Source organism: Lichenibacterium dinghuense (assembly GCF_021730615.1).
GTDB lineage: Bacteria > Pseudomonadota > Alphaproteobacteria > Rhizobiales > Beijerinckiaceae > Lichenihabitans > Lichenihabitans dinghuensis.
The window spans coordinates 5,034,193-5,055,537 of the sequence record NZ_JAJLMN010000001.1 but is presented as its reverse complement, the minus strand read 5'-3'; the positions used below and the strand labels follow the sequence as shown (position 1 = coordinate 5,055,537).

At 67.5% G+C, this 21,345-nt stretch carries 21 protein-coding genes; 5 read left to right on the top strand and 16 right to left on the bottom strand.

Going from position 1 to position 21,345, the window contains the following annotated elements; translation table 11 throughout:
- Positions 1-19 precede the first annotated feature (19 nt).
- Together L7N97_RS24290 and L7N97_RS24285 are read left to right on the top strand one after the other, a co-directional pair.
- Entirely contained in the window at positions 20-163 is a 144-nt protein-coding gene (locus L7N97_RS24290; RefSeq protein WP_237480801.1) for a hypothetical protein, read from the top strand.
- Entirely contained in the window at positions 160-1,131 is a 972-nt protein-coding gene (locus L7N97_RS24285) for a hypothetical protein (RefSeq protein WP_237480800.1), read from the top strand. Before L7N97_RS24290 ends, L7N97_RS24285 begins: the two co-directional genes overlap by 4 nt.
- 213 nt (positions 1,132-1,344) lie before the next feature.
- On the opposite strand, the gene L7N97_RS24280 is transcribed toward L7N97_RS24285, so the two are convergent.
- From L7N97_RS24280 to L7N97_RS24240, 9 genes are all read right to left on the bottom strand, one after another.
- Complete coding sequence (locus L7N97_RS24280) at positions 1,345-2,391, bottom strand: hypothetical protein (RefSeq protein WP_237480799.1); 1,047 nt, start codon at positions 2,389-2,391, stop codon at positions 1,345-1,347.
- A gap of 231 nt (positions 2,392-2,622) precedes the next feature.
- Positions 2,623-2,832, bottom strand: coding sequence for a hypothetical protein (locus L7N97_RS24275; protein ID WP_237480798.1), 210 nt, complete (start codon positions 2,830-2,832; stop codon positions 2,623-2,625).
- A gap of 166 nt (positions 2,833-2,998) precedes the next feature.
- Positions 2,999-3,226, bottom strand: a complete 228-nt coding sequence (locus L7N97_RS24270) for a hypothetical protein (RefSeq protein ID WP_237480797.1) — start codon at positions 3,224-3,226, stop codon at positions 2,999-3,001.
- Positions 3,227-3,246: 20 nt separating this feature from the next.
- Positions 3,247-5,061 carry an exodeoxyribonuclease VII large subunit gene (locus L7N97_RS24265; protein ID WP_237480796.1) on the bottom strand — a complete coding sequence of 605 codons (1,815 nt, stop codon included), beginning with the start codon at positions 5,059-5,061 and terminating at the stop codon, positions 3,247-3,249.
- Complete coding sequence (locus tag L7N97_RS24260; RefSeq protein WP_237480795.1) at positions 5,058-5,879, bottom strand: hypothetical protein; 822 nt, start codon at positions 5,877-5,879, stop codon at positions 5,058-5,060. Before L7N97_RS24260 ends, L7N97_RS24265 begins: the two co-directional genes overlap by 4 nt.
- Before the next feature lie 178 nt (positions 5,880-6,057).
- Entirely contained in the window at positions 6,058-6,435 is a 378-nt protein-coding gene (locus L7N97_RS24255) for a hypothetical protein (RefSeq protein ID WP_237480794.1), read from the bottom strand.
- Positions 6,432-6,815 carry a hypothetical protein gene (locus L7N97_RS24250; RefSeq protein ID WP_237480793.1) on the bottom strand — a complete coding sequence of 128 codons (384 nt, stop codon included), beginning with the start codon at positions 6,813-6,815 and terminating at the stop codon, positions 6,432-6,434. The genes L7N97_RS24255 and L7N97_RS24250 overlap by 4 nt, the downstream gene beginning before the upstream one ends.
- On the bottom strand, positions 6,812-7,189 hold the full coding sequence (locus L7N97_RS24245) for a hypothetical protein (RefSeq protein ID WP_237480792.1): 378 nt from the start codon (positions 7,187-7,189) through the stop codon (positions 6,812-6,814). Before L7N97_RS24245 ends, L7N97_RS24250 begins: the two co-directional genes overlap by 4 nt.
- A gap of 157 nt (positions 7,190-7,346) precedes the next feature.
- Entirely contained in the window at positions 7,347-8,432 is a 1,086-nt protein-coding gene (locus L7N97_RS24240) for an AAA family ATPase (RefSeq protein ID WP_237480791.1), read from the bottom strand.
- A gap of 1,471 nt (positions 8,433-9,903) precedes the next feature.
- On the opposite strand from L7N97_RS24240, the gene L7N97_RS24235 reads away from it, so the two are divergent.
- From L7N97_RS24235 to L7N97_RS24225, 3 genes are all read left to right on the top strand, one after another.
- A complete protein-coding gene (locus tag L7N97_RS24235) occupies positions 9,904-10,311 on the top strand; it encodes a hypothetical protein (RefSeq protein WP_237480790.1) in 408 nt (135 codons plus the stop codon).
- Positions 10,312-11,719: 1,408 nt separating this feature from the next.
- Positions 11,720-12,370 (top strand): DarT ssDNA thymidine ADP-ribosyltransferase family protein, encoded by a 651-nt coding sequence (locus L7N97_RS24230; protein WP_237482378.1) that lies wholly within the window; start codon positions 11,720-11,722, stop codon positions 12,368-12,370.
- Positions 12,371-12,621: 251 nt separating this feature from the next.
- On the top strand, positions 12,622-13,401 hold the full coding sequence (locus L7N97_RS24225; RefSeq protein WP_237480789.1) for a hypothetical protein: 780 nt from the start codon (positions 12,622-12,624) through the stop codon (positions 13,399-13,401).
- 627 nt (positions 13,402-14,028) lie between these two features.
- On the opposite strand, the gene L7N97_RS24220 is transcribed toward L7N97_RS24225, so the two are convergent.
- The 7 genes from L7N97_RS24220 to L7N97_RS24190 form a co-directional block, all read right to left on the bottom strand.
- Entirely contained in the window at positions 14,029-15,132 is a 1,104-nt protein-coding gene (locus tag L7N97_RS24220) for a glycoside hydrolase family 15 protein (protein WP_237480788.1), read from the bottom strand.
- A 37-nt stretch (positions 15,133-15,169) separates the two neighbouring features.
- A protein-coding gene (locus L7N97_RS24215; protein WP_237480787.1) for an IS3 family transposase occupies positions 15,170-16,350 on the bottom strand; the annotation gives its coding sequence in 2 pieces (ribosomal slippage) (positions 15,170-16,089 and positions 16,089-16,350; 1,182 coding nt in all).
- 296 nt (positions 16,351-16,646) lie between these two features.
- Entirely contained in the window at positions 16,647-17,999 is a 1,353-nt protein-coding gene (locus tag L7N97_RS24210; RefSeq protein ID WP_237480786.1) for an MFS transporter, read from the bottom strand.
- A 46-nt stretch (positions 18,000-18,045) separates the two neighbouring features.
- Complete coding sequence (locus tag L7N97_RS24205) at positions 18,046-18,768, bottom strand: SDR family NAD(P)-dependent oxidoreductase (RefSeq protein WP_237480785.1); 723 nt, start codon at positions 18,766-18,768, stop codon at positions 18,046-18,048.
- On the bottom strand, positions 18,768-19,181 hold the full coding sequence (locus L7N97_RS24200) for a Rieske (2Fe-2S) protein (RefSeq protein ID WP_237480784.1): 414 nt from the start codon (positions 19,179-19,181) through the stop codon (positions 18,768-18,770). The genes L7N97_RS24205 and L7N97_RS24200 overlap by 1 nt, the downstream gene beginning before the upstream one ends.
- A gap of 5 nt (positions 19,182-19,186) precedes the next feature.
- Entirely contained in the window at positions 19,187-20,287 is a 1,101-nt protein-coding gene (locus tag L7N97_RS24195) for an amidohydrolase family protein (protein WP_237480783.1), read from the bottom strand.
- Positions 20,284-21,333: an amidohydrolase family protein gene (locus L7N97_RS24190; protein ID WP_237480782.1), complete on the bottom strand. Its 1,050-nt coding sequence runs from the start codon at positions 21,331-21,333 to the stop codon at positions 20,284-20,286. Before L7N97_RS24190 ends, L7N97_RS24195 begins: the two co-directional genes overlap by 4 nt.
- Between the last annotated feature and the right edge of the window lie 12 nt (positions 21,334-21,345).

Genomic DNA, 21,345 nt, shown 5'->3' with positions numbered 1-21,345 from the left:
AGGCGCAGAGGTGACGGATATGACGACGGGCAAGAAGCCGGCTTCGAACGCCGGCAAGGAACTGGGCAGCTCCAAATCGACGAAGGCCGAGAAGACGGTCGCCGGCTCGGCGCTAGCCCAGGCGCCGCATGGCGGCACGGGCAAAGGCACTAAGAAAAGGTGACCGGGGCCGCAGGGGACGGATCGGACGGCGCGCGCGATGACGAGGCGCGCCGTCTCGCGATCGAAGTCATAGCCACGTTGGTCGACATCAAGGCCGCAGCGGCTACGCAGATCCTCCGGAAAGCGGGCGTGGACGAAACCCTGGTGCGCCGCTTTCTCCTCGACCGCGACGCGTCCACAAACAAAAAGCTCACCAAGCGAGAGGGTGGGATCATGATCCTCGACGAGCTCGCACGATCGGGCCACGACGCCCCCGTCGTGCGAAGCCTTATCGTCAACGCCGCCGAGTGGACAGAATTTCATCTCGCAGCCGATGAATACAGGGCTCGGGCGACCGTGCAGAAAGCCCGCGAGTTGGCGGGATCGCTCGCAGATGCCGACGCGAACCGAGCAAGGATGCGCGAGCAACGCGCCGCGGTCGCGGAGGACGACCGTAAGCGAGAGGCTACCGCCATCCTACGCCGGGAAAGTGATCTGCTGCTCGCCATGTTCGACGATGCCTCGACGAACGGCGATCCGCACCGGCGGGGCTATCTGCTGCAGGACCTCCTCGATCGACTCTTCAGGCTCCACGCCATCCCGGTCACGGGATCGTTTCAACGCAACGAAGGCGGTGAGCAGATCGACGGCGCCTTCGAGTTCGGCGGATGGCACTACCTCGTCGAATGCCGCTGGCGCTCCAAGCTCGCGGATGTCCGCGACCTCGATGGTCTGTACGGCCAGATAGGCCGCTCCGGTCGACAGACGATGGGATTGTTCCTCGCCATGAACGGATGGTCGGAACATGTCCCCGAGCTGCTGAAGCAAAACCCGGCCAAATGCATCCTCCTCATGGAAGGTTACGATCTGCGCTCGGTGCTGGCACGGCACGCGGACCTCCGGGCGCTAATCTCCGCCAAGGCCCGCGCCCTCAACCTTTACGCCAACCCCTTCTTTCCCGCCGCGTTGTTGCCGACCTTCGGCCGCTGACGATTCAGTGTCCGACTGACCGGCGTGCGACCGCTCGACCCTGAGATCCATCAGTCGCTGGGCTCGCCGAGACGAGCCAGCCAGCCTGCTCCGAAGCGGACCTCCTAAACGTCCGCTCAGGGTCAGCACCGGGCCGAACCGGTCCCTTTTGCAGGATCACTGAAGCGCGGCGCAAGATCGTCTGCGCCGCGCTCCGGTGAAACCGAACGCGGTTCAAGCGTCGCCTCGGACCTGTCGCCATGCCACGCGGCTCGCAGCGATCCGACCGACATGAACGTACCCCCGTGCCGCGATGTCTTCGAGCTCAAGTATTTCGACGCGGCCCACCTCGCCTCCGCCGCCCTCACGCTCGCGCCTGTGGCGGGCAAGCCGGCACGCCTCGTCGGTGGCCGCCGCGTAGCCGTCCGCGGGCGGCAACAGACGCGGGAGGTGACCGCCACCGTTCGAGATAGCAAGCCCGAGGAGCACCGCCAAATTCGCCGCGGTGGCGCCGGGATCCCCTGCCAGCCATGCGTCGTACTCGGTCCTCAGGCGCACGGCGCGCACGGCCTCCGCTTTCATGTCGGCCCCAAGCTCCAAGGTGGCGGTGACGATCCAGATGCAGGCGTGGACCGCACGCGCGTCCGGACCCGTCATCCGCAGGCCGAAGACGTTGCAGGCGAGGTTCGCCGCGTCGGCGTTGGCATCGATGCTGAACCACCTTGTGAACAGCTCCTGCACCGCGGCGATGCGGAGCCCTGTGATGACGGGAGCGTGTTGGCGCGCGTCGGCGGCCCTCTCCCGTGCGTCATGGTCGACCGACGGGCGCGAGTAGTACGGGATCAGCAACTCGCCCAGTGCCGGCAGCCCGTCGCCGAAGCGGATGAGCGGCACCATGGCGTCGCCGGCCCGCTCGTCCGGCTCGAGCAGAAGCGGCGATGCCGGATCTACCCGCATGGTCAGGGACAACGTCCACGCGAACAGAACGCATCGGTTGGCGAGGGCCGCGCATGGCCAGCCCGCGGCCGCCGCCTGCCGTTCCGTGACGAGCATCACGGCGCCATGATGATCGCGAAGCTTCCAGCACAGGGCGACCGCGCGTCGCAGCAGAACCTCCACGCCGTCAAGCGGTTCGGTCGTCGGACCGTCTTCCGGCTCATAGCGGGTGCGGACCACCGTGTCACCGTGGGCCAGCGACGCCATGGTGGCGGGCTCGACGCCGAAGAAGGCGCGCACGAGGTCGGCAACCATGGCGTTGGACGTCTGCATCGTGTCGTGCATGTCTTCCTTCCTTTTCTACCCCGGGGTCGGTCCATCCCGACCCACACACCCGGTCGTCTCTCCGCCCTCCCCGCACCGTCGATGTGCAGTGTTCGCCACTCCAGGCGGATCCCATCGGCCCCGCCCGTGACGTGCACGGCGTCGCCGAGCCGCTCTGGCGCCCGCAGGGATTACGCCTCCGCCCCATTCACTCAGCTCCATCCGTCTACCGCCGTGCTTGGACCGAGCCGCTCAGAACGTCAGGTCATCGTGCCTCCCTACGTTGTCGACACCGTCGATGGCGGCAGCGACGAGAGCCGAAGCCGCAGCGTGGAGCAGGTCTGCTCGGGCCTCGTCGAGATGCCGGACCTGCATGCTCAAGGTGAGCAGCCATTTCGCTTCCCGATCGGCGCACACCTCGACGGCATGGTCCTCCCACGACGCGAAAGCGGTCGCGGGCACGCACACGGCGGCATCTGCGCCACCGCTGGCGGCGGCGTCGACACGACCAGGGCGAGACGGGGCATGGCAGGTGCCGCCTGACCGGCGATGGACCGGGTGCAAGCGCCAAGGCTGCGGCGGAACAGCGGCTTCGTCCGCCGCGGCAGCTCGACGACGTCGGTGTCCGTCACTGCGCGACCTCGCCGGCAGCTTCGACCTCGGCGTCGACCTCGCGGCGGATGGCGTCGAGCCGCGCCTTACAGATGGCATGAGCGGCGCGGGCGGCCCGAAGGTCGTCGACGATGCTGTCGAGGTTGGCCGTGGCGCCGGTGCTCCTGAGCTTTTCGGCGATGGAGGCGAGGCGGGTATACGCGCTCGCGTAGGTTTCGGTGCTGGCGGGAGCGTTGGGCTTCATGGTGGTTCTCCGTTGCTGGGTCAGGGTTGGGTGGGTCGGACGGCGATCGTGCCGTCCGCGAAGGTGAGGATCAGGGTCGAGGCCGCCTGGGCGGCCGCGACCGAGGTGACAACACGGCCCTGGCCGTCCATCACCAGCGCGTAGCCGAGGCGCAGGACCCGGACCGGGTCGGCGCCGTCGAGCGTCGCCAGGGCATGGTCCAGGGCAGCCCCGGCCGCATCGACATGCCGGTCGACGGCGGTCTCGATCGTCTCGCGCAGCCGCGCGACGGCGCCATCCTGAGCGCGGAGCGTTCCGGCGACAGAGGCCTCGATGCCGCCGAGAACGGCAGCTCCGTCGTCGGCCCGGGTGACGTGCTGCTGGCCGCGCTCGCGCACCGATCGGGCGAGCCCGTCCAGCTCTGCGACGAGGCGATCGAGATGGGCGGCGGCCGCCATCCCGGCCGTCCTGGCGAGTGTCGCAACTTCGACGTCCGCCGTGTCGACGAGCGACGCCGCCCGACCCGCCGCGACGGCGATATGACGGGCGCCGTCGTCCGCCCCCTCGCCAAGCCGTCGGGCACGGGCCCGGATCGCCTCCATCAGCGTGGCAAGCTCCGACGCCGTCCGGGCGACGAGCGACGGCGACGTCCTCATAATCTCGGCCGCCATGCGGTCGAGACCGTCGTCGACGCGGGTCAGCCGCCCGCGGGTACCTTCGGCCGCCTCGCGCACCGCGCCCCAGCAGCGATCGAGCCGTTGCGACGTCGCCTCGACCTGCCGCAGCGCTTCGGCCGTGGCGAGCCGTTCCAGCGCCGCGAGCCTCGGCGCAGGACGTTCGACGGCGGTCGACACGGCCGCCAGGATCGCGGCATGGTCGGCCCGTGCTCGCCGCGCTGGAGTGACAATCAGGTCCCGAACCAGGGATAGGGCCTTGCTCGGCGTGTCCACGGGATGCGCCGAGACCATGTCGGCCAGCGTCTTTCCGTCCGATGCGTGTCCAAGACCGGTGACGACCGGCACGGGAGCGGTGGCGATGGCCCGAGCCAGTGCCTCGTCGTCCAGCGAGCCCAACGATGCAGCCGCCCCCCCGCCTCGGCACAGCAGCACGAGATCGGGCTTCGCGCCATCGACGGCCGCCGTGGCGCGTGCAACTGCGGCCGCGATCCCGGCTGCGGCCCCCTGTCCCTCGAAAGGGACCGGTATGGACCGCATCGTGATGAGCCCAATCTCCATCCAGCGCGAGAGCTCCCGGGCGATGTCGGCCCACCCTGCCGCGGCGGGCGGATGCACCACCGTCACGCGTGTCACGTCGCGCGGCGCCGGCAGCAGTCGCTGACGGTCGAACAGGCCATCGCGCCGAAGTCGGGCGACCGTGGCGTCCAGCGCCCGCTTGGCCAAAGACTCCTCGAGCCCAGGCCCGAGGGTGAGGATGCGCCCCGACAGCCCCCACCGCGGATGCAGTTCGACCGCGACGCGGACGACGATCGTCATGCCGACGAGGTCCGCGGCGGCGATCGGCAGTTCGGTGCCCCGCCGCAGTTTCTCGATCACGCCGTCCGGCAGATAGGTCCTCAGCAGGCCCGCCACGGCTCGGGACACGTCCGGCTCGACGACCTCGACGGAGTGGCCGCCGCGCGCCGGCTTGACCGCCGCGACGGCCGCCACGACCCAGACAGCGTCCGGCAGGCCGACCGCCACGGCGTGAGACGCACGCTGCAGCAGATGTCCGAGCGGGATCGCGGCATCCGGATCTGGGCTTGACGAAGCCATGCTGTCGGTCCGCTTCGGCGCTGCACGAGACGCCGGCGCGGGTCCTTGCCCCGCCTGCTCGATGCGCTCATCGACCGCGCTCACCGGAGGGGTCGCTTCTGCAACAGCCCCATCACGGTATCGATCACGATATCGGCACAGAGCCGGGCGAGGGCACCGATGTCGGCCTGGGGCCGAAGGAGGGCAATCTCAGTCGCCGCCTTGATCCGCGGGCCATGCCGGTAAAAGCGGTGCAGGGTCGCGGTATCGACGCCGGCGCGGGCGCAGACCGCGTGCCCAGCCTCCGTACCGGCCACGGTTTGCAGCCGAAGCGGTAGCAGCGCACGGTTGAGCGCCGCCTCGAACTGCTCGGGTGACAGAGCGGACGGCAGGTCCACCTCGATCCCATGCAGGCAGAGGCGCAACGGGCTGGCCGGGTGCTGCGGCGCGAGTTGCAACCGTGGCGGCGGGACGAATAAATCGAACCCGGCCTCGCGCTCGTAGCGACGCGGACCGCGCACCCAGGCGCCGTACCCGCACCGCCCGAGCTCAGCGACGCGTTGCGCGAGGTTCTCAATCGCAGCGGTGCCGACCTTGGCCAAACTGAGGCCTCCGAGGCTCGCCGACAGCGCGCCGAGCCCAGGCGCCTGCAGTACGTAGACGACCACGGTTCGCTCCCGACGATACGACGCGGCCCAAGCGGCCGACCCGTACACCGCGTCTTGGTCGCGCCCTGCCGCGAGTGCCGTCAGGGTCGGCAGCTCGCCCGGCGCCCTCGGCGTCCAGATGCGGCGAGCCTCGGTCATGCCGAGCGCCTCCAGCGCTGCGCGCCGCTCCGCGGCGCCGAGCCCCGCCAGCAGCGCCACCGCCGCGGCGGCCGCCCCGCTCAGCCTTGGTTCGGTCATGTTCATCTTATGTTCCATGCTTGTCTCCTCCCGTCTTTCCCATCGGGGCCCGCCCCCTCGCGCCCTCGATCCATCATCCCTCGGCTCCGCCGACCTAGCTGCCGTCGCTGCTGCGGCTCTCAACCCGTGTCGCCCGGCGGATTGCGCGTCGCGTGGCTCGCATCAGCCACATGCGCGCGGAGCCTGTCGGACCGCCTCACGCCTCACCCGCGACCGGGCCGCCCCAGCGCCGCGCCTCCTGCTTCGTATTCAGCTCGAGGCTCGCGGCCAGCGCGGGCCGGCGAGGCCAAGCCCAGCCGGAGATGATGATGGCGACCCGCCGCCGGTTGTCCGCCGCCGCAGCCGACACGGCCGGGGCGACACAGAGCTGAAGGGAGTGCAACTCGAGGTCGCGGGCTGCGAGCGCTATAGCGGCAAGCTCGCCGGCACAGACCGCGGCTTCCAGGCGCTTGAAGTCCGTGTGGATGGAGTTAAAGGTAAGTTCCGGATCGGCCGCAGCTTCGAGGGCGGCCGCGTAACGGTCTCGGTCGGCGACGCTCGGACCGTCGCCCCCTATCGGCTCGTCCCGGCTCATTGCAGCTCACTGCACGTGTGCGTCAGTGTAATCGTATGCTGCTCCAGCGCGAGGGCGGCAGCGACGAGGTCGGCGACGTGGGCGAGGCCCGCCCGGTCCAGAGCGGGCAAGGCCGCGTCGAGGGCCGTGCGGCGCAGGTTGCGCTCTCTGGGTGAGCACAGTGATGCAGTCGCGAGGGCGAGCGCGCCCTGTGCCGCGGCCAGCGCAGCACCGTGGGCGAGTGCGTCGGCCCTGGCCGTAAGCCAACGGTGGGCCGCGAGATCGTGAGCGATGCGGTCGATCTGCTCCGCCAGCGACGCGGGCGCCGACGCAGCCCGCTGCGACGCGCGTTCGTCCGAGGAAGGCGAGTTTCGGCGGTGGCTCGTGGCGCCCGCGGTCACGGTGCGTCCTCCCGAGGCGCGCGCACCGACAGGCTCCCCATCGCTGCAGCGTCCTCGGCGGCTGCGGCGCGCACCATGGCGGCCGCGAGCGATGCTCCGGCGAGCTCCAGTGTCTTGGCGCTCCGCCTCTTGATCCGAATATCGACCTCGGCCGGCGTACTTTCGCTGCCGGCCGGAGTCGCCGCGTGCAGGAGCATGGCCCGTATCATCACCGTGGTGGCGCCGCCTGCGAGTCGTACCTCGCCGGTGGCGAGCAGCAGCCTTGCATCGGCTGCGGCGGTCTTGGCTGTGGTCAGTAGGTCCGCCGTTCGGCTCTCCTCCGCCGCGGCATTGGCATAGCGCCACCGACGTTCGGCTGGTATGTCATTATCCATCGTTGTATCTCCCGTTGGGGGGTACGCTCCTCGTCCCCCATGCTGTCTGCTCGAAGCCGCCACTGACTCAGCTGCTCCGTCCGCCGCCGAGAGCCGCCCGCGCGCTCGGCGCGGCAACACCGCGCTGCTTGGAGCCGCTGGGCTTCCCCGTGCCGCTTCAGAAGTGGACGAAACCGGCTTGTTGCCGGAGGCGGGGCGCCCCGCCGCCGAGCAGGGCCGCGGCGGCGCGGAGGTCCTCGGCCGTGAGGGTGTCGCGGCCGGCCTCGAGCGCGCCTGCGAGGGCGGACACGATGAGCGTTCGAGCGCGGCGTAGCCCCACGCCGTCCAGCACCGCCAGAGCGTCCTCGTCGAGCCCGGCCGGGACCACACTGTGGTCGAGCAGGATATCGGCAGCGAGATCGTCGAGGGTCCGATGCCGCTCCGCCCCAGACAGCGCTGCGACCTCCACCACTACGCAGCGGTCAAGCAGAGGGGCGGAAAGGCCATGTAGGTCGTTGACGCAGAAGATCCACACGATGCCTGCCGCGTACATCGGCAGTTCATAGTAACCGTCCTGGTAACTGCAGGCCGTGTCGGGCTCCAGCGCGGTCAGGAGGGTGTCGAGCGGAGATGGCAGGCTGTCGATCGCCTGGATCTTCTCAGCTTCGTCGAAAATTACAATCGGAGAAGTTGTTGGGCATGCTAGTAAAGATTTGGCGACGAGCCCCGGTCCGGCGCCTTTCCAGCTTGGGTGATAGCCGATTATCTTTCCCATGTCGGTTATCGTGCTGCCTACGACTGTCGTCGAGGTCACGCCGAGAGCTTTAGACAGCAAGCTGGCATACCTCGTTTTGCCGCAGCCTGGTGGGCCGACGAGGACGATGGGAGGCACGCGCAGCGGCCGTCGTGCGTGGCGCGATACCACCGCGGCACGACGCACGACCTCGACGGCCCGGGCCATATTCGGGGCCTCGCCGGCGAGGCGGGCGAGACGAGCTACAAGGGCGTCATCAGCGATGACATGCCGCCGCCAAGTCAGATCGGGATCGTCGAGAAATCGCGCGAGCGCACGTTTGCGCTCGGCGTCCTCACGCGATGTCGCACCCGCATCCTCCCAGTCGCCATCCACTGACATGCCGCCGACCGCCGCCTCGAGATCGCAGCGGCTCATGAGATGCAGCCCCGGCATCTCATCCAAAATTCCGATAGTCTGGTCGTCCTCGCGGCTGCCTTGGTTGGCCGCGCTGTAGTCTTCGTCCTGCATGTCTCGCTCCCGATGGGGTCTCAGGCCATCCCGACCCTTGCCCACCACGCGACACCTCTGCCCTTCACCGTCACCTCACCTCGCCTGCCGAGGCAGGTCTTCCACGAGTTCGCTCGGTTCAGGCCGTCCTATGCATTCGACGACACCACCCCCGAGCTGGCATGACCGCGTGCCGTGCCGCGAGCACCGCCATTGGTTGCCACGTTCCCCGTACCTTGGTTCGCGGCTTGATCACGCTTTCGCTTTGTTGCGCCGCGTCTCTGGTTCTTCCTCGCGCGTGTTCATTTGGCGCGTGCCGTCGGCAGCGTCCGACGCCCTCGTACCCGCTGGCGGCGGGTACCTCGACCGCAGACGCCCGGTGGGCGGCGCGACATCGCTCGCGATGGCGCTCGGTCGGGGCCGAAGGCCGCTTCTGGTTTCGGCCATCCTAAGCCACCAGCGACATGGATCCCCCTGGCTATGACCTCATCTCGAGGATGCTGGCCGCCCCGGCCTGCATCCCGAGATGAGGTATCGTGCCTTCAGAAACCTGCGCCTCGATAGGAGGCCATATGCCGATGACATCGTGGATGTCGAACTCTTTGGCGTCATTGGCGGGCCGCGTGGCTGAGGCCAGCTGTGAAGTGCCGGGATGAGAGAATGTCACGGCAGAACAAGGAGCTGGAAGCCTATCCGTCGGCTGGTCCAGCGAGCTTGGACGGCGTCGGCGCCCATGCCGACGAATTCGTCCCGTGAACCTGGGCTTCACTCCGCGTTGGACGGCGATTCCCTGTTGGACTGAGCGGATCACCTCGCGAGGCTCTCTGGAAGAGGCCGGGTGGCGCTTCCAGAGAGGGATGTGCGGGGAATCGCTGCACGATCCCGTGGACGTCCTATCGTCGCGGGAACGACCCTGCATTTCGTGAACAGGCGTGCGTCGCGGGAACGACCCTGCATTTCGTGAACGGGCGTGCGTCGCGGGAACAGGCGTGCATCGCGAGAACGGCTCTGCACCGCAGGTGCCACCTTCCATCACGTGGACGACCGTCGGTCGGGAGGACTGACAAGGATCGTGAGGACAGGTCTCAGTTGCGAGACCGGCACCGGGTCGGGAAAGCGGCGCAGGGTTGCGGGTACGCCATCCCACCCCGGGATCGACCCTCGTTTGCGGGAATGGCCGGCGATCGCGCGAACTCGTCCAAGTCGCGGAGCCGATCCTCTGTCGAGAGGACGCCCATCTGCCTCGATCGCGACGCCGGTGCGCAGGGGTGGGTCTTGTCGCGTGAACGGCACTCGATTGCGAGGTGCCGACTTTCGCAGGACGACAGACGGTGTATCCCCCTACACTGAGCTTCCACGAATCGCAGAACGCGAGCCCACGATGGATCAGATAAGGAACTCCTATCGCCGGGTGGCGGACCGAGAGGCCGCGCGCCGCAGACGAGCCGATCTAGCTACGCATTCGTGCGAGAAATCCAGGCTGGAGCGAGTGGTGCCTGAGCTCCGCGTCGATCTAGCCGAGGCCGAGCAGGCCGGCCTTCTGGATGAGCACTCGTGCGGACTACTGGATGCATTCGAGCGAGAGCTCGTGGAGTTCTTCGATGCGGAGATCAATCGGCTCATTGATCCCGGTCGAAGGCTCGGCCTGGAGCTCGCCGCCACGCTCTTGAACGGGAAATCATACCAGGGCCGTCGCGACGCCCAGATCGCGACGCACGCTGCGGCCGTGTACCATCTCCTGATTGAGAGAAGCTTCTACACCGTGCTCTGGGAAGTCATGCGCCGATCCATGCTGGCGGCGGGACCACTGCGACCGCAATTCCAACCGAACGTAGCGGCAGCTCGGCGGCTCGCAGCCGACCTCGCCAAGGGAGGCTTGTCAGATGCTTCGCAGCCATAGGCGTCTTCAGCTTGCCCATCAATTCCGACTAAGTCGAATGCGACGATTGGCCGACGGAGAGGCGTATGTGTTCAACGCCGATCGCAAGTACATTGAAGACATAATCAGAGACCTGCATCGCGATGGGCTCATCGACCAGCAGACTCTCTTCCCGCAGATGCTGAAAGTCATCGTCAATATTTGTGAGCGCGTCAACGCAGAACTTGACGATGGTGGATTGGTGTGGGCAATAGCGGAGCGCGCGTCGGCTTCCGCTTTCGGCGATTGGACGCCGGAGCCAAGACAACGGCCATCGATCGGTGACGTCGACTTGGCGACTGCGCGAGGGTGCGCCGCCGTGGGGCGGATCGCGGTCCAGGAGCGGGTCGTGCGGGCCGCTTGCGCGGCGCTGAGGCGGCGGGCGTCGATGGACCATCGACTGGAGCCCTGCTGGCCCGATGGTCACCGGGAGCGCCGGGCCGCTGAGGCCGCGAGAGCTTCCGCGTCGATCCCTGCGACTCCTCGGTAGGTCCAGGGTGCATCGACCGGGGCGTGTCCATCAGAGGGATGTACACGGATTCGCAGTGTAGGGCGGTCCAGCGACGGCCTGAATGCTGGGTAGAGGCCGAGTAGCCGACGGTGGGCGTCGACAGCCGAGCGCGGCACCTCGTGGAGGCCCTGCACCCCACGGATCGCGCCCATCTGAGCGGTGCGTCTAGCGTTACGAGGTGGATGATCGCGTCCTCACAGGGAGTGGCGGAGGCGGCCTCGGCTGTCCAGCCGCCGGTGCACGGCCGTGTGGCGGCAGGCCCCGGTTCTCGCGGCTCCCGCGCGGTGAACAACGCGTCGGTCAGTCCGGCGACGAAGCGGCGGCGCCCCGGCCTTTGGCGGTGACGAGGATTGACCGGCGCTAGATCGACGTCGGGTCAGCCGCGGCCGTCGTGACCAGCATGTGGCCCGTGACGGAGGGGACGACCGCGGCCCCGTCTGCGGGTGCCGTACCGCTGGGCGGCGAGTTCCTGATGCATTGAGCCGCTGGCACTCCAGGCGGCAAGGTCGGCACTGGTGCCTCGCCGGTCTGTCACCCCGGCCGCCGCTCACCGGCGTTCGCGTGGCCGATCAACCCTGCGCCTCGATCGCGCGACGGCGGTTCCCCGATCTACCCGCCTTCAACAACTGGCCCGACATGGCGCCGGGCGCATGCCGGCTTGGCGCCCATTGCGGACGTTCGGTCACTCAAAAGAGTCATAGGAGATGGTAGCACTTGACGACCAGATGCCGTCTGGGGCAGCTTCAGTTCAGGACGCCTAGCCGGCAAGCGCCTTCGCGAGAGGCAGCACGCCATCGCCCTAGTGCCATAGCCCCGTCCGCTCGCGCTCCCAACAGCCCCTCGCGTCGCCCTCGTGGCCGACCAGCGCTCGTGATCGCCATGCTCGACATTCCAAAATCCTACAAGGAAATCAACCCAGACGCGTCGATCCTCTACCTATGCCTGCACGTTGAGGCTGCCATCGCTATGATGCGCGAAAATTACCTGTGGCCGTTCGGGGAGACGGTCGCGGGTCGCGACCTCGTCGCGATCGGCATCGATCGCTTCAACTCGCGTCGGGCGGCACAGCCCCTGCCAGTCCCCTGGACGGGCCGGGTGGGGGAGTTCGTGGTTTTCGACGTGACGCCATGCACCCGGCCCGCGTTCGCCTCCGTCACCGCGCACCCGGGCGCGGCACGGGTCGAGCGTCGCGACGTCGTGGCCGTCTGCATCTCCCACGAGGCGCTCCGTGCCCTCGGGCGACCGACTGTATACGTCGATCGGATGTGCACCCGCGCCGAGGCGAACTTCAGCGGTGACCGCGACCTGCTCGGTACGGCCGCGTGGGCGCGGATCCGGACCCGGAACCTGCGCGCCGCCGCCGAGGATCCCGAGGAGGTGTTCCGCTACGACGCAGGCGCGCTCGTATGGGGACCCGTGCCGACCTCTCTGGCAGCGGCGGTGGTCTGCAAGGACGCGGCGACCGCCGCCAAGGTGCGGGCGCAGCTCCCGGCGACGCGGGTGGAGGCGCTGCCCGACCTGCTCTGGTGAGGCTCCCGGGCGGGAGGCGTCCTGCCCGCCTCGCGGGTAGCGGAAGGCTACGAGATGCCCGTGGAGAGCCAGCAGCCCCTGGCCGCAATCCGCCGTCTTCGAGGAGGAGCGCCCGTCGGACCCGCGCAGCCGACGAGGCAAGGGGCGCTCTTGGCCCGAGCGACGGAAGCGATGCTGTCCTACTCGCGGCTGTCGACCCTGGTCGAAGTGGAAATATCGTGGAACCGTAAATAGCATCGAAGGAAAATTGCATGGAATATAGTCAAAAAATGCATCACGGGTCCTGGACGGAACGTCTCCTCGACACGTTATTCCGCGGCTTGGACGAGCGCGACGATGCAGCCGTCGCCGCGGTCCACCGCCAGGCCGGAAAGGCCATGGTTCGCGTCGCCGTCCGGGTCGACGCCGGGACGTTCGATCGGCAGGCGACCAAGGCGGTCGCGGACGCTCTCGCCGTCATCGTCGACGACCGTCGACGGAAGCTCCCGCGTGGGGAGCTGACGGCTGCGACGGAGGATGCGCTGGTCGCCGGCGCCGCAATCGGCGTGCTCGTCGGGCTGGGCGGCACGCCCTTTGCCGAACGCCGCCTCGGACGGCTCTGCGAGGACGTCCCGATGACGGAAGAGGAAACCGGGCCCGTGTCGCCCATGGCCGACCTGATCCTCCTGGGACGCCCGATCCGCCGCGTCGCGTCGGGGCCGCGGAAGCTGCTTCACGGTGTCGGGCTCTTCGGAGTTCTGGGCTACGCCGACCCGGAGGCGGCCCTTTTAGACTTCCTGGCGCCGCACTGGAGTGACGGGGTGGCATGCGTCCTCCCCGCGCCCAGTCAGCAGGGGGGGGCGACGCGCGAGGTCTATCTGTCGATTCGAGGAGTGACTTTGGCCCTGATCGAGACGAGCCCCGAGATGAAGGCGCGACTCGACTTGTATGCGTTCGCGGACGCCTTCGCCGACCACCTGACCTTGGGCGATCCCGTCCTCGAGAAAGCGCTGGCGGAGATCGCGTCGGCCGTGAGGGTCCACATGCGGTGAGGTCCTACGCCGGAAGCCAGGACCTCGGGCGAGGCGCCTCACGGTGAGCCTCGTCGCCGATGCTATGCAGGCCTGAGAACGCCAGAAGCTGACGGGAGCGGCGAACCTCCCAGTCTGCCATCGTCATCTGAAGGCCGACACCGACGTCGACCCGCGCGCTTCCCAAGCACCTTCTCGAGACTGACGCGCTCGTACCCGCCTTGGCTCCCGCGACGGCCGGCGGACCATCGCACGCCCGCCGAGCGCTTTGGGGCGGCTGGTAGCGTGCTGGACATACAGAGCGACCTCGGGCATGGGCTCCATCGAACGTCCGTAGTCACACCTCTGTCGTGCGATAGCGGACTGACTGCTCCCCACCCACTTCCGCTGTCCGGCGGGTGTCGACCCAACCTTGCCGCTCCGCGTGCATATCGCCGTGCTCTGAAGCGGACGATCGGGCTACGGATTATTCTCGTGCCCTGTCTCGCTCATTCGCTGCAGGACCCTTTACCGGCACACCCCGCCGGACCTGGCACGCGAACGTCCAGATCTTCCCGGAGCCGACCCCATCGACGACGAAGTTCGAAGATGTCCCTCCTTGGCCGTCCCATCTCATTTCCCACGGAGAAGTCGAGAAAGGCAGGTCCCTTACCCGACGGCCATGGCGGCGCGCGCATAGGCCGCCTCGGTGAAGAGCAGGGGCATGTTGCCGAGCAGACTTGGCGACTGGCGTGCGTCGCCGGCTTCGGAGAACAGCCGGTTCGTGCCGCGGCAGGCCTCGGCGTGCTCCAGCGCCCGCTTCGCCTTCTCGGGCTCGCCCAACATCTGCCACGCCTCCGCGAGCCACATGGTGCACATTAGGAACGCGCCCTCGCGGTCGCCCATGGGCTGATCCGGGCGGCCGGGCGTCTCCTCCGGGACGAAGCGGTGGACGAGGCCGTTAAGCTTCAGCACCTTTTCGACGCGCTCCACCGTGGCCCGCACCTTCGGGTCGTCGGGCGGCAGGAAGCCCATCAGCGGGATCAGCAGGGCGGTGCCGTCCAGGGCGTCGCTGCCGTAGCGCTGGCGGAAGGCGCCGGCCTTCTCGCTCCAGCCGTGCTCCAGCACGTCTGCGCGGACCCGGTCGCGCGACTGCGCCCACCGGGCCGGCGCCTGACGGCCGGTCCGTTCCGCCACCGCGATCGCTCGGTCGAGCGCCACCCAATTCATCACCTTGGTGGCGGTGAAGTCCTGCGAGGGCATCAGTTCCCAGGTGCCGGCGTCCTTCTCGGCCCAGTTCTGGGCGATGAAGTCGGCCAGGCGTCGCATCACCTCCCAGTGCCGGTCCTCCAACGCGCCCCCGGCCTCGACGAAGCCGTGGATGCAGTCGGCGAGGAAGCCGAAGCCGTCGATCTCGTGCATCTGGTAGACGGCGTTACCCATCTGCACCGGCTGGCAGTCGCGGTAGCCTGAGATGTCGGACCGCTCGTCCTTCGACGTCTTGGCGCCCCCGTCGATGCGGTAGAGCACCTGGAGCGGCAGCTTCGATTTGTCGTCCGTCTCGGGCCGGAGACGGGCTGCCACGAAGTCGAGGAAGCGCGACACGGGCCGAGCGTCGCCGAGCTGCGCCAGCAGGCTGACCGTGAGCGACCCATCGCGGATCCAGCAGTAGCGGTAGTCGTAGTTGTAGGTGCCGGGCACGCGCTCGGGCAGCGATGTCGTCGGGGCCGCCACGAGCGCCCCGGTCGGCGCGTAGGTGCACAGGTGCACCACGATTGATCGGCCCCCATTGGGTGGTCCGGTGTGAATGTTAGTGCGCCGTGGGCCGTTCCGCCACGGGCAGCTTGGCCGGCGAAGCAGGTCGGGTTAGCGCAGCCGGCCAAGCGGCGTAGGTGGGCACCACCACCTCCGGGGCCGGCGGCCGATATCCGAGCGAGGCATGAGGCCTGATCGCATTGTGATGTCGTCGCCAGCTCTCGATGATGATCTCGGCTTCACGGAGCGAGGGGAAGATCTCCCCGTTGAGCAGCTCGTCCCGGAAGCGGGCGTTGAAGCTTTCGACAGAACCGTTCCCCCAGGGTGAACCGGGCATGATGTAGGCGGTCTTCGCGCCGACCGCCTTGATCCAATCTCGTACGGCCGCGGCGATGAACTCCGGCTCGTTGTCGGAGCGGATGTGCTCCGGCACACCGCGCAGGATGAACAGGTCGGACAGCACGTCGATGACGTCAGTCGCTTTCAGCTTGCGGCTGACTCGGATCGACAGGCATTCGTGCGTGTACTCGTCGACGACGTTCAACATGCGAAGCTTGCGTCCGTCATGCGTGCGGTCCTCGACGAAGTCATAGGCCCAGACGTGATTGCGGCGCTCCGGCCGCAGACGGATGCACGAGCCGTCGTTCAGCCACAAACGACCGCGCTTGGGCTGGCGCGCCGGCACCTTGAGCCCTTCCTGCCGCCAGATCCGCTCGACGCGCTTGTCGTTGACCACCCACCCGGCCCCGCGGAGCAGGGCCGAGATCTTGCGATAACCGTAGCGGCCATACTGTCGCGCCAACTCGACGAGATCGGCCGTGAGGGCCTCCTCGTCGTCCCGGCCCCGCGGCACCTTCCTGTGCGTCGACCGATGCTGGCCGAGCGCGCGGCAGGCCCGGCGCTCGGAAACAGCCAACACGTCACAAACATGGCCGACGCACAGACGACGGCGCGCGGGGCTCAGAAGTTTCCCCGGGACGCCTCCTGCAAGATGAGCTTGTCGAGCGTCAGATCCGCGATCGCCTTGCGAAGCCGGTTGTTCTCGGTCTCCAGATCCTTCATCCGCTTGACCTGGTCCGACTTCAGCCCGCCGTACTCCTGCCGCCAACGGTAGTACGTGACCTCCGTCACAGCGACGCTGCGGACCGCGTCCGCAACGCTCGACCCCTGCGACACCAGCACGTCAACCTGACGCAGCTTGGTGATGATCTCCTCGGGCCTGTGCCGCTTCGCCATATCGTCCGTCCTCCCAGGCTCAAAAGCCATACCTCAGGGCGGACCACTTCAAGGGGCGAGGATCAGGCCCGTCCAGGCCGACGAGTCTGCGGGACGCTTCATCAAGATTGATTCCGCCGTATTAGAGCAGACTGCGATCAGGCGAAGTCACCTGACCGCGTGAACCTGCTTGTAGAAGCAGGAGGTTAGAGCTGGAGCCACGAGCCAAGGCGAGCGGCAGCAGCTCTAATGCGATCCGATCAGACCAGATCGCCTCATCGGACCTATCTGCATAGGCGCTTCAGCAGCGCCTTGCTTCAGCGCCCGTCCACACTCAGCATCGGCGCATGCGGCTGCCCGGGAGCAGAGGACTGAGCCTGCCGGATATCGGCCGCGAGGTCAGCTTCGATGGGCGCCCTCGCCAGGATGAAATAGGCGAGACCGCCTGTCAGTGTGATGCCGGCTCCGACCCACAGCGCCGGAGCGAAACTGCCAGCACCCTGTACGATGAAGCCTGTGACCGTGGGAGCCAGCGCGCCGCCGATGTAGCCGCCGAAGTTTTGGATGGCGCCGAGCGATCCCGTAGCGTTTTTGGGCGCCACCACCGTCACCATTGACCACTGATTGGCGATGGCCACGTAGGAAAGGAACAGCGTTGCCGAGATGAAAGCGATGGCGGCCGTGCGATCCTGAGACTCGGCGGCCAGCACGACGCAGAGCGCCATGCCCACCATGGCGACCGCCACGGGATAGCGCCTCGCATCGACCGGAGACAGGCCGCCCCGCTGCAAACGGTCCGCGACCCAGCCCCCGCTGAGGCTTCCGAGCACGCCGCAGAAGAACGGTATCGCCGCCGCCCAGCCGGTCTGCTTGATGCTGTAGTGCCGTTCCATCTCAAGGTAGGTCGGCAGCCAAGCCGTGAATATCCAGATGACGTAGATACCGCCGAAGCTGCCGAGGATCATGCCCCAGGTAGTGCCGAAGCTGAAAAGGCGCCGCCATTGGTGCAGCGTCACGCTACCGCCTGCAGACGTAGGGTCGCCCTCAGACAGGTAATGGTCCTCCGCTGCTGACAGGGCGATCTCGGCGGGGTTGCGGTACAGCCCGTACCAGAGAAGCGCGATCGCGAAGCCGAAGACTCCCATGATCAGGAACATCCCCCGCCAGCCGAACCAGCCCATAAAGGTCGTCAGCAGCGGAGCTGCCAGCGCCGTGCCGAGCGTCGAGGCCGAGATGAAGATGCCGGTGGCGGCGCCGCGGTGGCGGAGATTGAACCAGTCGCGCACCACGCGCGATCCCGTCGGGAACTGTGGGGCTTCGCCGACTCCGAGTAGCAGCCGAGCGAAAAAGAACGCGCCGAAGCCGGACACGAGCCCGCCCAGCATCTGCGCTCCCGACCAGACTGCGAGGCCTAGCGCCAGTAGCCGCCGCGCGCCGAGCCGGTCAACCAGCGCGCCAGTGGGGATCTGAGATAACGCATAGGCCCAAAGGAAGGCCGACAGCAGCAGGCCCATTTCGCCGATGGACAGGCCGAGATCCTCGCGGATCATTGGGCTGGCGATCGACAGCGTGGCGCGGTCGACGTAGCTCACTACCCCGCTGATGACCAGAAGAGCCAGTGCCGTCCTTTGAACCCGTTTCAGGCGCGTCGTTCGTCCGACGTCGTCCATGATGTCCTCCCATTTCGTTCTTGGTTTGTTGGTCCTCGGGCTGCAGTCAGGCGGCCAGATAGCCTCCGTCGACCGGCAGGATCGTCGCCGTGATGAAGGCCGCGGCCGGGCTGCACAGGAAGGCGACCGCCGCGGCGACGTCGTCCGGCGCGCCCCAACGCCCGAGTGGCGTGCGGTCGAGGATGGGTTTGGCGCGCGACGGGTCGTCCTGGAGCGCCTGGGTCAACGGCGTGGCGATCCAGCCCGGCGCGACTGCGTTCACCCGAATGCCATCGGGCGCATAGGCGATGGCGAGCGACTTGGTCAGCTGCGCAACGCCACCCTTGCTGGCACTGTAGCCAGGCACGAGGCCGCCGCCGAAAAAGCTGAGCATGGACGCCGTGTTGACGATGCAACCCCGTCTTTCGCGCAGTTTCGGCCGCGCCAGAGTGCAAAGACGCATCGTGCCGGTGAGATTGATGGCCAGCACGCGCTCGAACGTGTCGAGCTCGTGCTCCTTCACGCGGGCGATGATGCCGGCGCAGTTCACCACGATGTCGAGCCGCGGCAACCCGTCAATGAGCTGGTATACGTCCTCCTCATGGGTTACGTCGAGCTCCTCGACGCGGAGGTCCGAGCTGAGATCGGCCGCTTTGGCACCGAGGCCTGCCGCCACCACCTCAGCCCCGAGCCCGCACAGCATCTGGGCTATGCCGGCGCCGATCCCCCGCGTGCCGCCTGTGACGAGCGCGGTGCACCCGGCGAAAAGGTCGGTCCGAAAAGCCGTCATCACACGTCCACCACAATGTAGTTCGCGTCGACCGACACGGGAAAGCTTTCGGCCACGTAGGGACCCTTGATCAGCTCCTCGCCCGCCGCCACTGCGGCCGCATAGGCCCGCACCCGCATCCGTTTCGGGTCGCACCAGGATTGTCCGGTGCGGATATCGAACTCCCAACCGTGCCACGGGCAACGGACCATTTCGCCCGACCGCGTGTAGCTGTAATGGCCAGGACCATCCGACTGCACGAGCCCAATGCGGTCGCCCCGGCACAGGCTCGCGCCCTCGTGCGGGCAGCGATCCAGCAGGGCGAAATAATTCCCATCGACGTTATAGATGCCGATCGGCCGTCCTTCGACGTCGACCAGCTTGGAACCGCCAGGCGGAATCTCGCTCAGCCGCGCCACGACATACCGCGCCATCGTCTTCAGAGTCCAAACACGCCGCGGGCGTTCTCAGAATAAATCAATCGCTGCTGTTCGCCTGTCAGCGTGCCCTTGAAGGCAAAGCGCGGGTCGTCGAAGTCCCAGTGTGGATAATCAGTCGAGAACAGGATCCGGTCGTAGCCGATCCACTCCATCGTCTGCTTGAGGTCGCCGCGGTTCTCCGGCTCCTCCATCGGCTGGGTGGTGAACCACACATTGGAGCGGACATAATCGGACGGTGGCCGCTTCACACGCGGCACCTCGCTTCGACCACGCGACCAGTGAGCGTCCATGCGCCAGGCATGTGGAGGCACCCAGGCGAAACCACCCTCGACCAGGATGACTTTGAGGGTGGGAAACTCCTCGAACACACCCTCGAAGATGAGGCTAGCCAGCACGGATTGCATGCCGATCGAATGATTGTGGTGGTCTTCGAGATAGAAGGAGGGCCAGCCGCCCGGCGTCATCGGGATCGCGCTGGTGCCGCCGACATGGATGCCGATCGGCAGGCCTGCCTCGACGGCGGTCCGGTAGATCGGCCAATAGCGGCGCTGGCCCAGCGGTTCGCGGTTGCGCGTCATCATCAGCACCTGGGCGAAGTTCTCATCGCCCGCGCGACGCCGGATCTCGGCGACGGAGGTCTCGGAATCCTCGACCGGGATCACAACCGATCCCCTGAGACGAGGCTCGGGTCGCGTGAACTCCTCTACCTGCCATTCATTGAGTGCGGTGCAGAGCGCGGCGGCAAAATCGGGGTTGCGCTCGTCCTTGCCAGTGAGGGCAAAGACCTGAAGAATGCCGTATTCCACCCCGTTCGGGTCGAGGTGCTGCTTGCGCATGAAGTCGAGGTCGGAGCCCGGCGGGTTGCCGTTCTCCGGCCAGGCGTCGCGCCGGGCCAGGGCCGGCGTGGCCTTGGGATAAGTGGGGCTCGCCGTGAAGGGCTGGCGCAGATAGGGCCCGTATTGGTGGAAGTGCGAGCGCCACTGCGCTGACAGATAAGGGTCTAGCGAGGCGCGGGACTTCAGCGCGGGATGGATGTCGCAGTCGATAACCTTGAGCCGGGTCGCGCTCGCGGTGTCGCGGTCCGATACAGAAACGTTCATTGCACGGTCTCCTTGAGGCGCGGGTAGGTGTCGAGCGGATTAACGGTGGTGATCTGGCGGGCGAGCGCCGAGCCGATGCCGTCCGGCAGGGCGGCGTCGCCGTCGAACTGCCAATGGGGATAATCGGTCGAGAACAGGATTAGTTTGTCGGACCCCATCTGCTCAACGACGCGAGCAAGGTGCTGCGGATCAGGTGGCGCATCGGCTGGCTGCAGGGTGAAGCGGATGTGCTGGCGGATGATCTCGGCAGGGGGCCGGTCCACCCAAGGCACTTCGGTACGCAGGCCGCGCCAGGTCTTGTTGGCGCGCCACAGGAAGGACGGCAGCCAGGTGAAGCCCGCCTCAATCAGGACGACGCGCAACTCCGGGAACTTGGAGAAGACGCCTTCCGCGACGAGGCTCAACAGCGCGCTCTGGAAGGCGGCTGATTGGCTAACATACTCTTCGACGATGAAGGACGGCCAACCTGAGGAGGTTGTGGGGTTGTGGTAGTTCGAGCCGGCATGGATGCCCACCGCCAGCCCCAGGCGCTGCGCGGTCTCGAAGATCGGCCAGTATCGGCGGCGGCCTAGCGGCATGTCGTCCGACACCAGCAGCAGCACCTGGACGAAGCGGGTGTCGGCAGCGCGGCGCTCGATCTCCTCGACCGCGAGTGCGATGTCCTGCGTCGACACCACGATGGAGGCGCGCAGCCGGCTGTCGGCATTGAGCCATTCAGTCGCAATCCAATCATTGACCGCGCGGGCCAACACCGAGGCGAGGTCCGCATTGGCAAGGGCCTGGGCGCCGTAGAGTGGGTTCAGGATGGCAAGCCGCGTTCCCCACGGTTCGAGTGCCTGGGTACGGAGCCGGTCAAGAGTCAGGGCATCGCGCCGGTCCGTACGGGCGCTGATGGGTGCGCCAGGCGGATAACTGTTGAGGCCCAACCCGTCGGTGCCACGGCTCGACACCATGTCGCGCCAATAGGTATCCATGTAGGGCAGCAGCATCGCCATGGTCGGGGTCGGCGGATGGATGTCGCAGTCGATCACGCTTGTGTTGGGCATCGACGAGTGTCC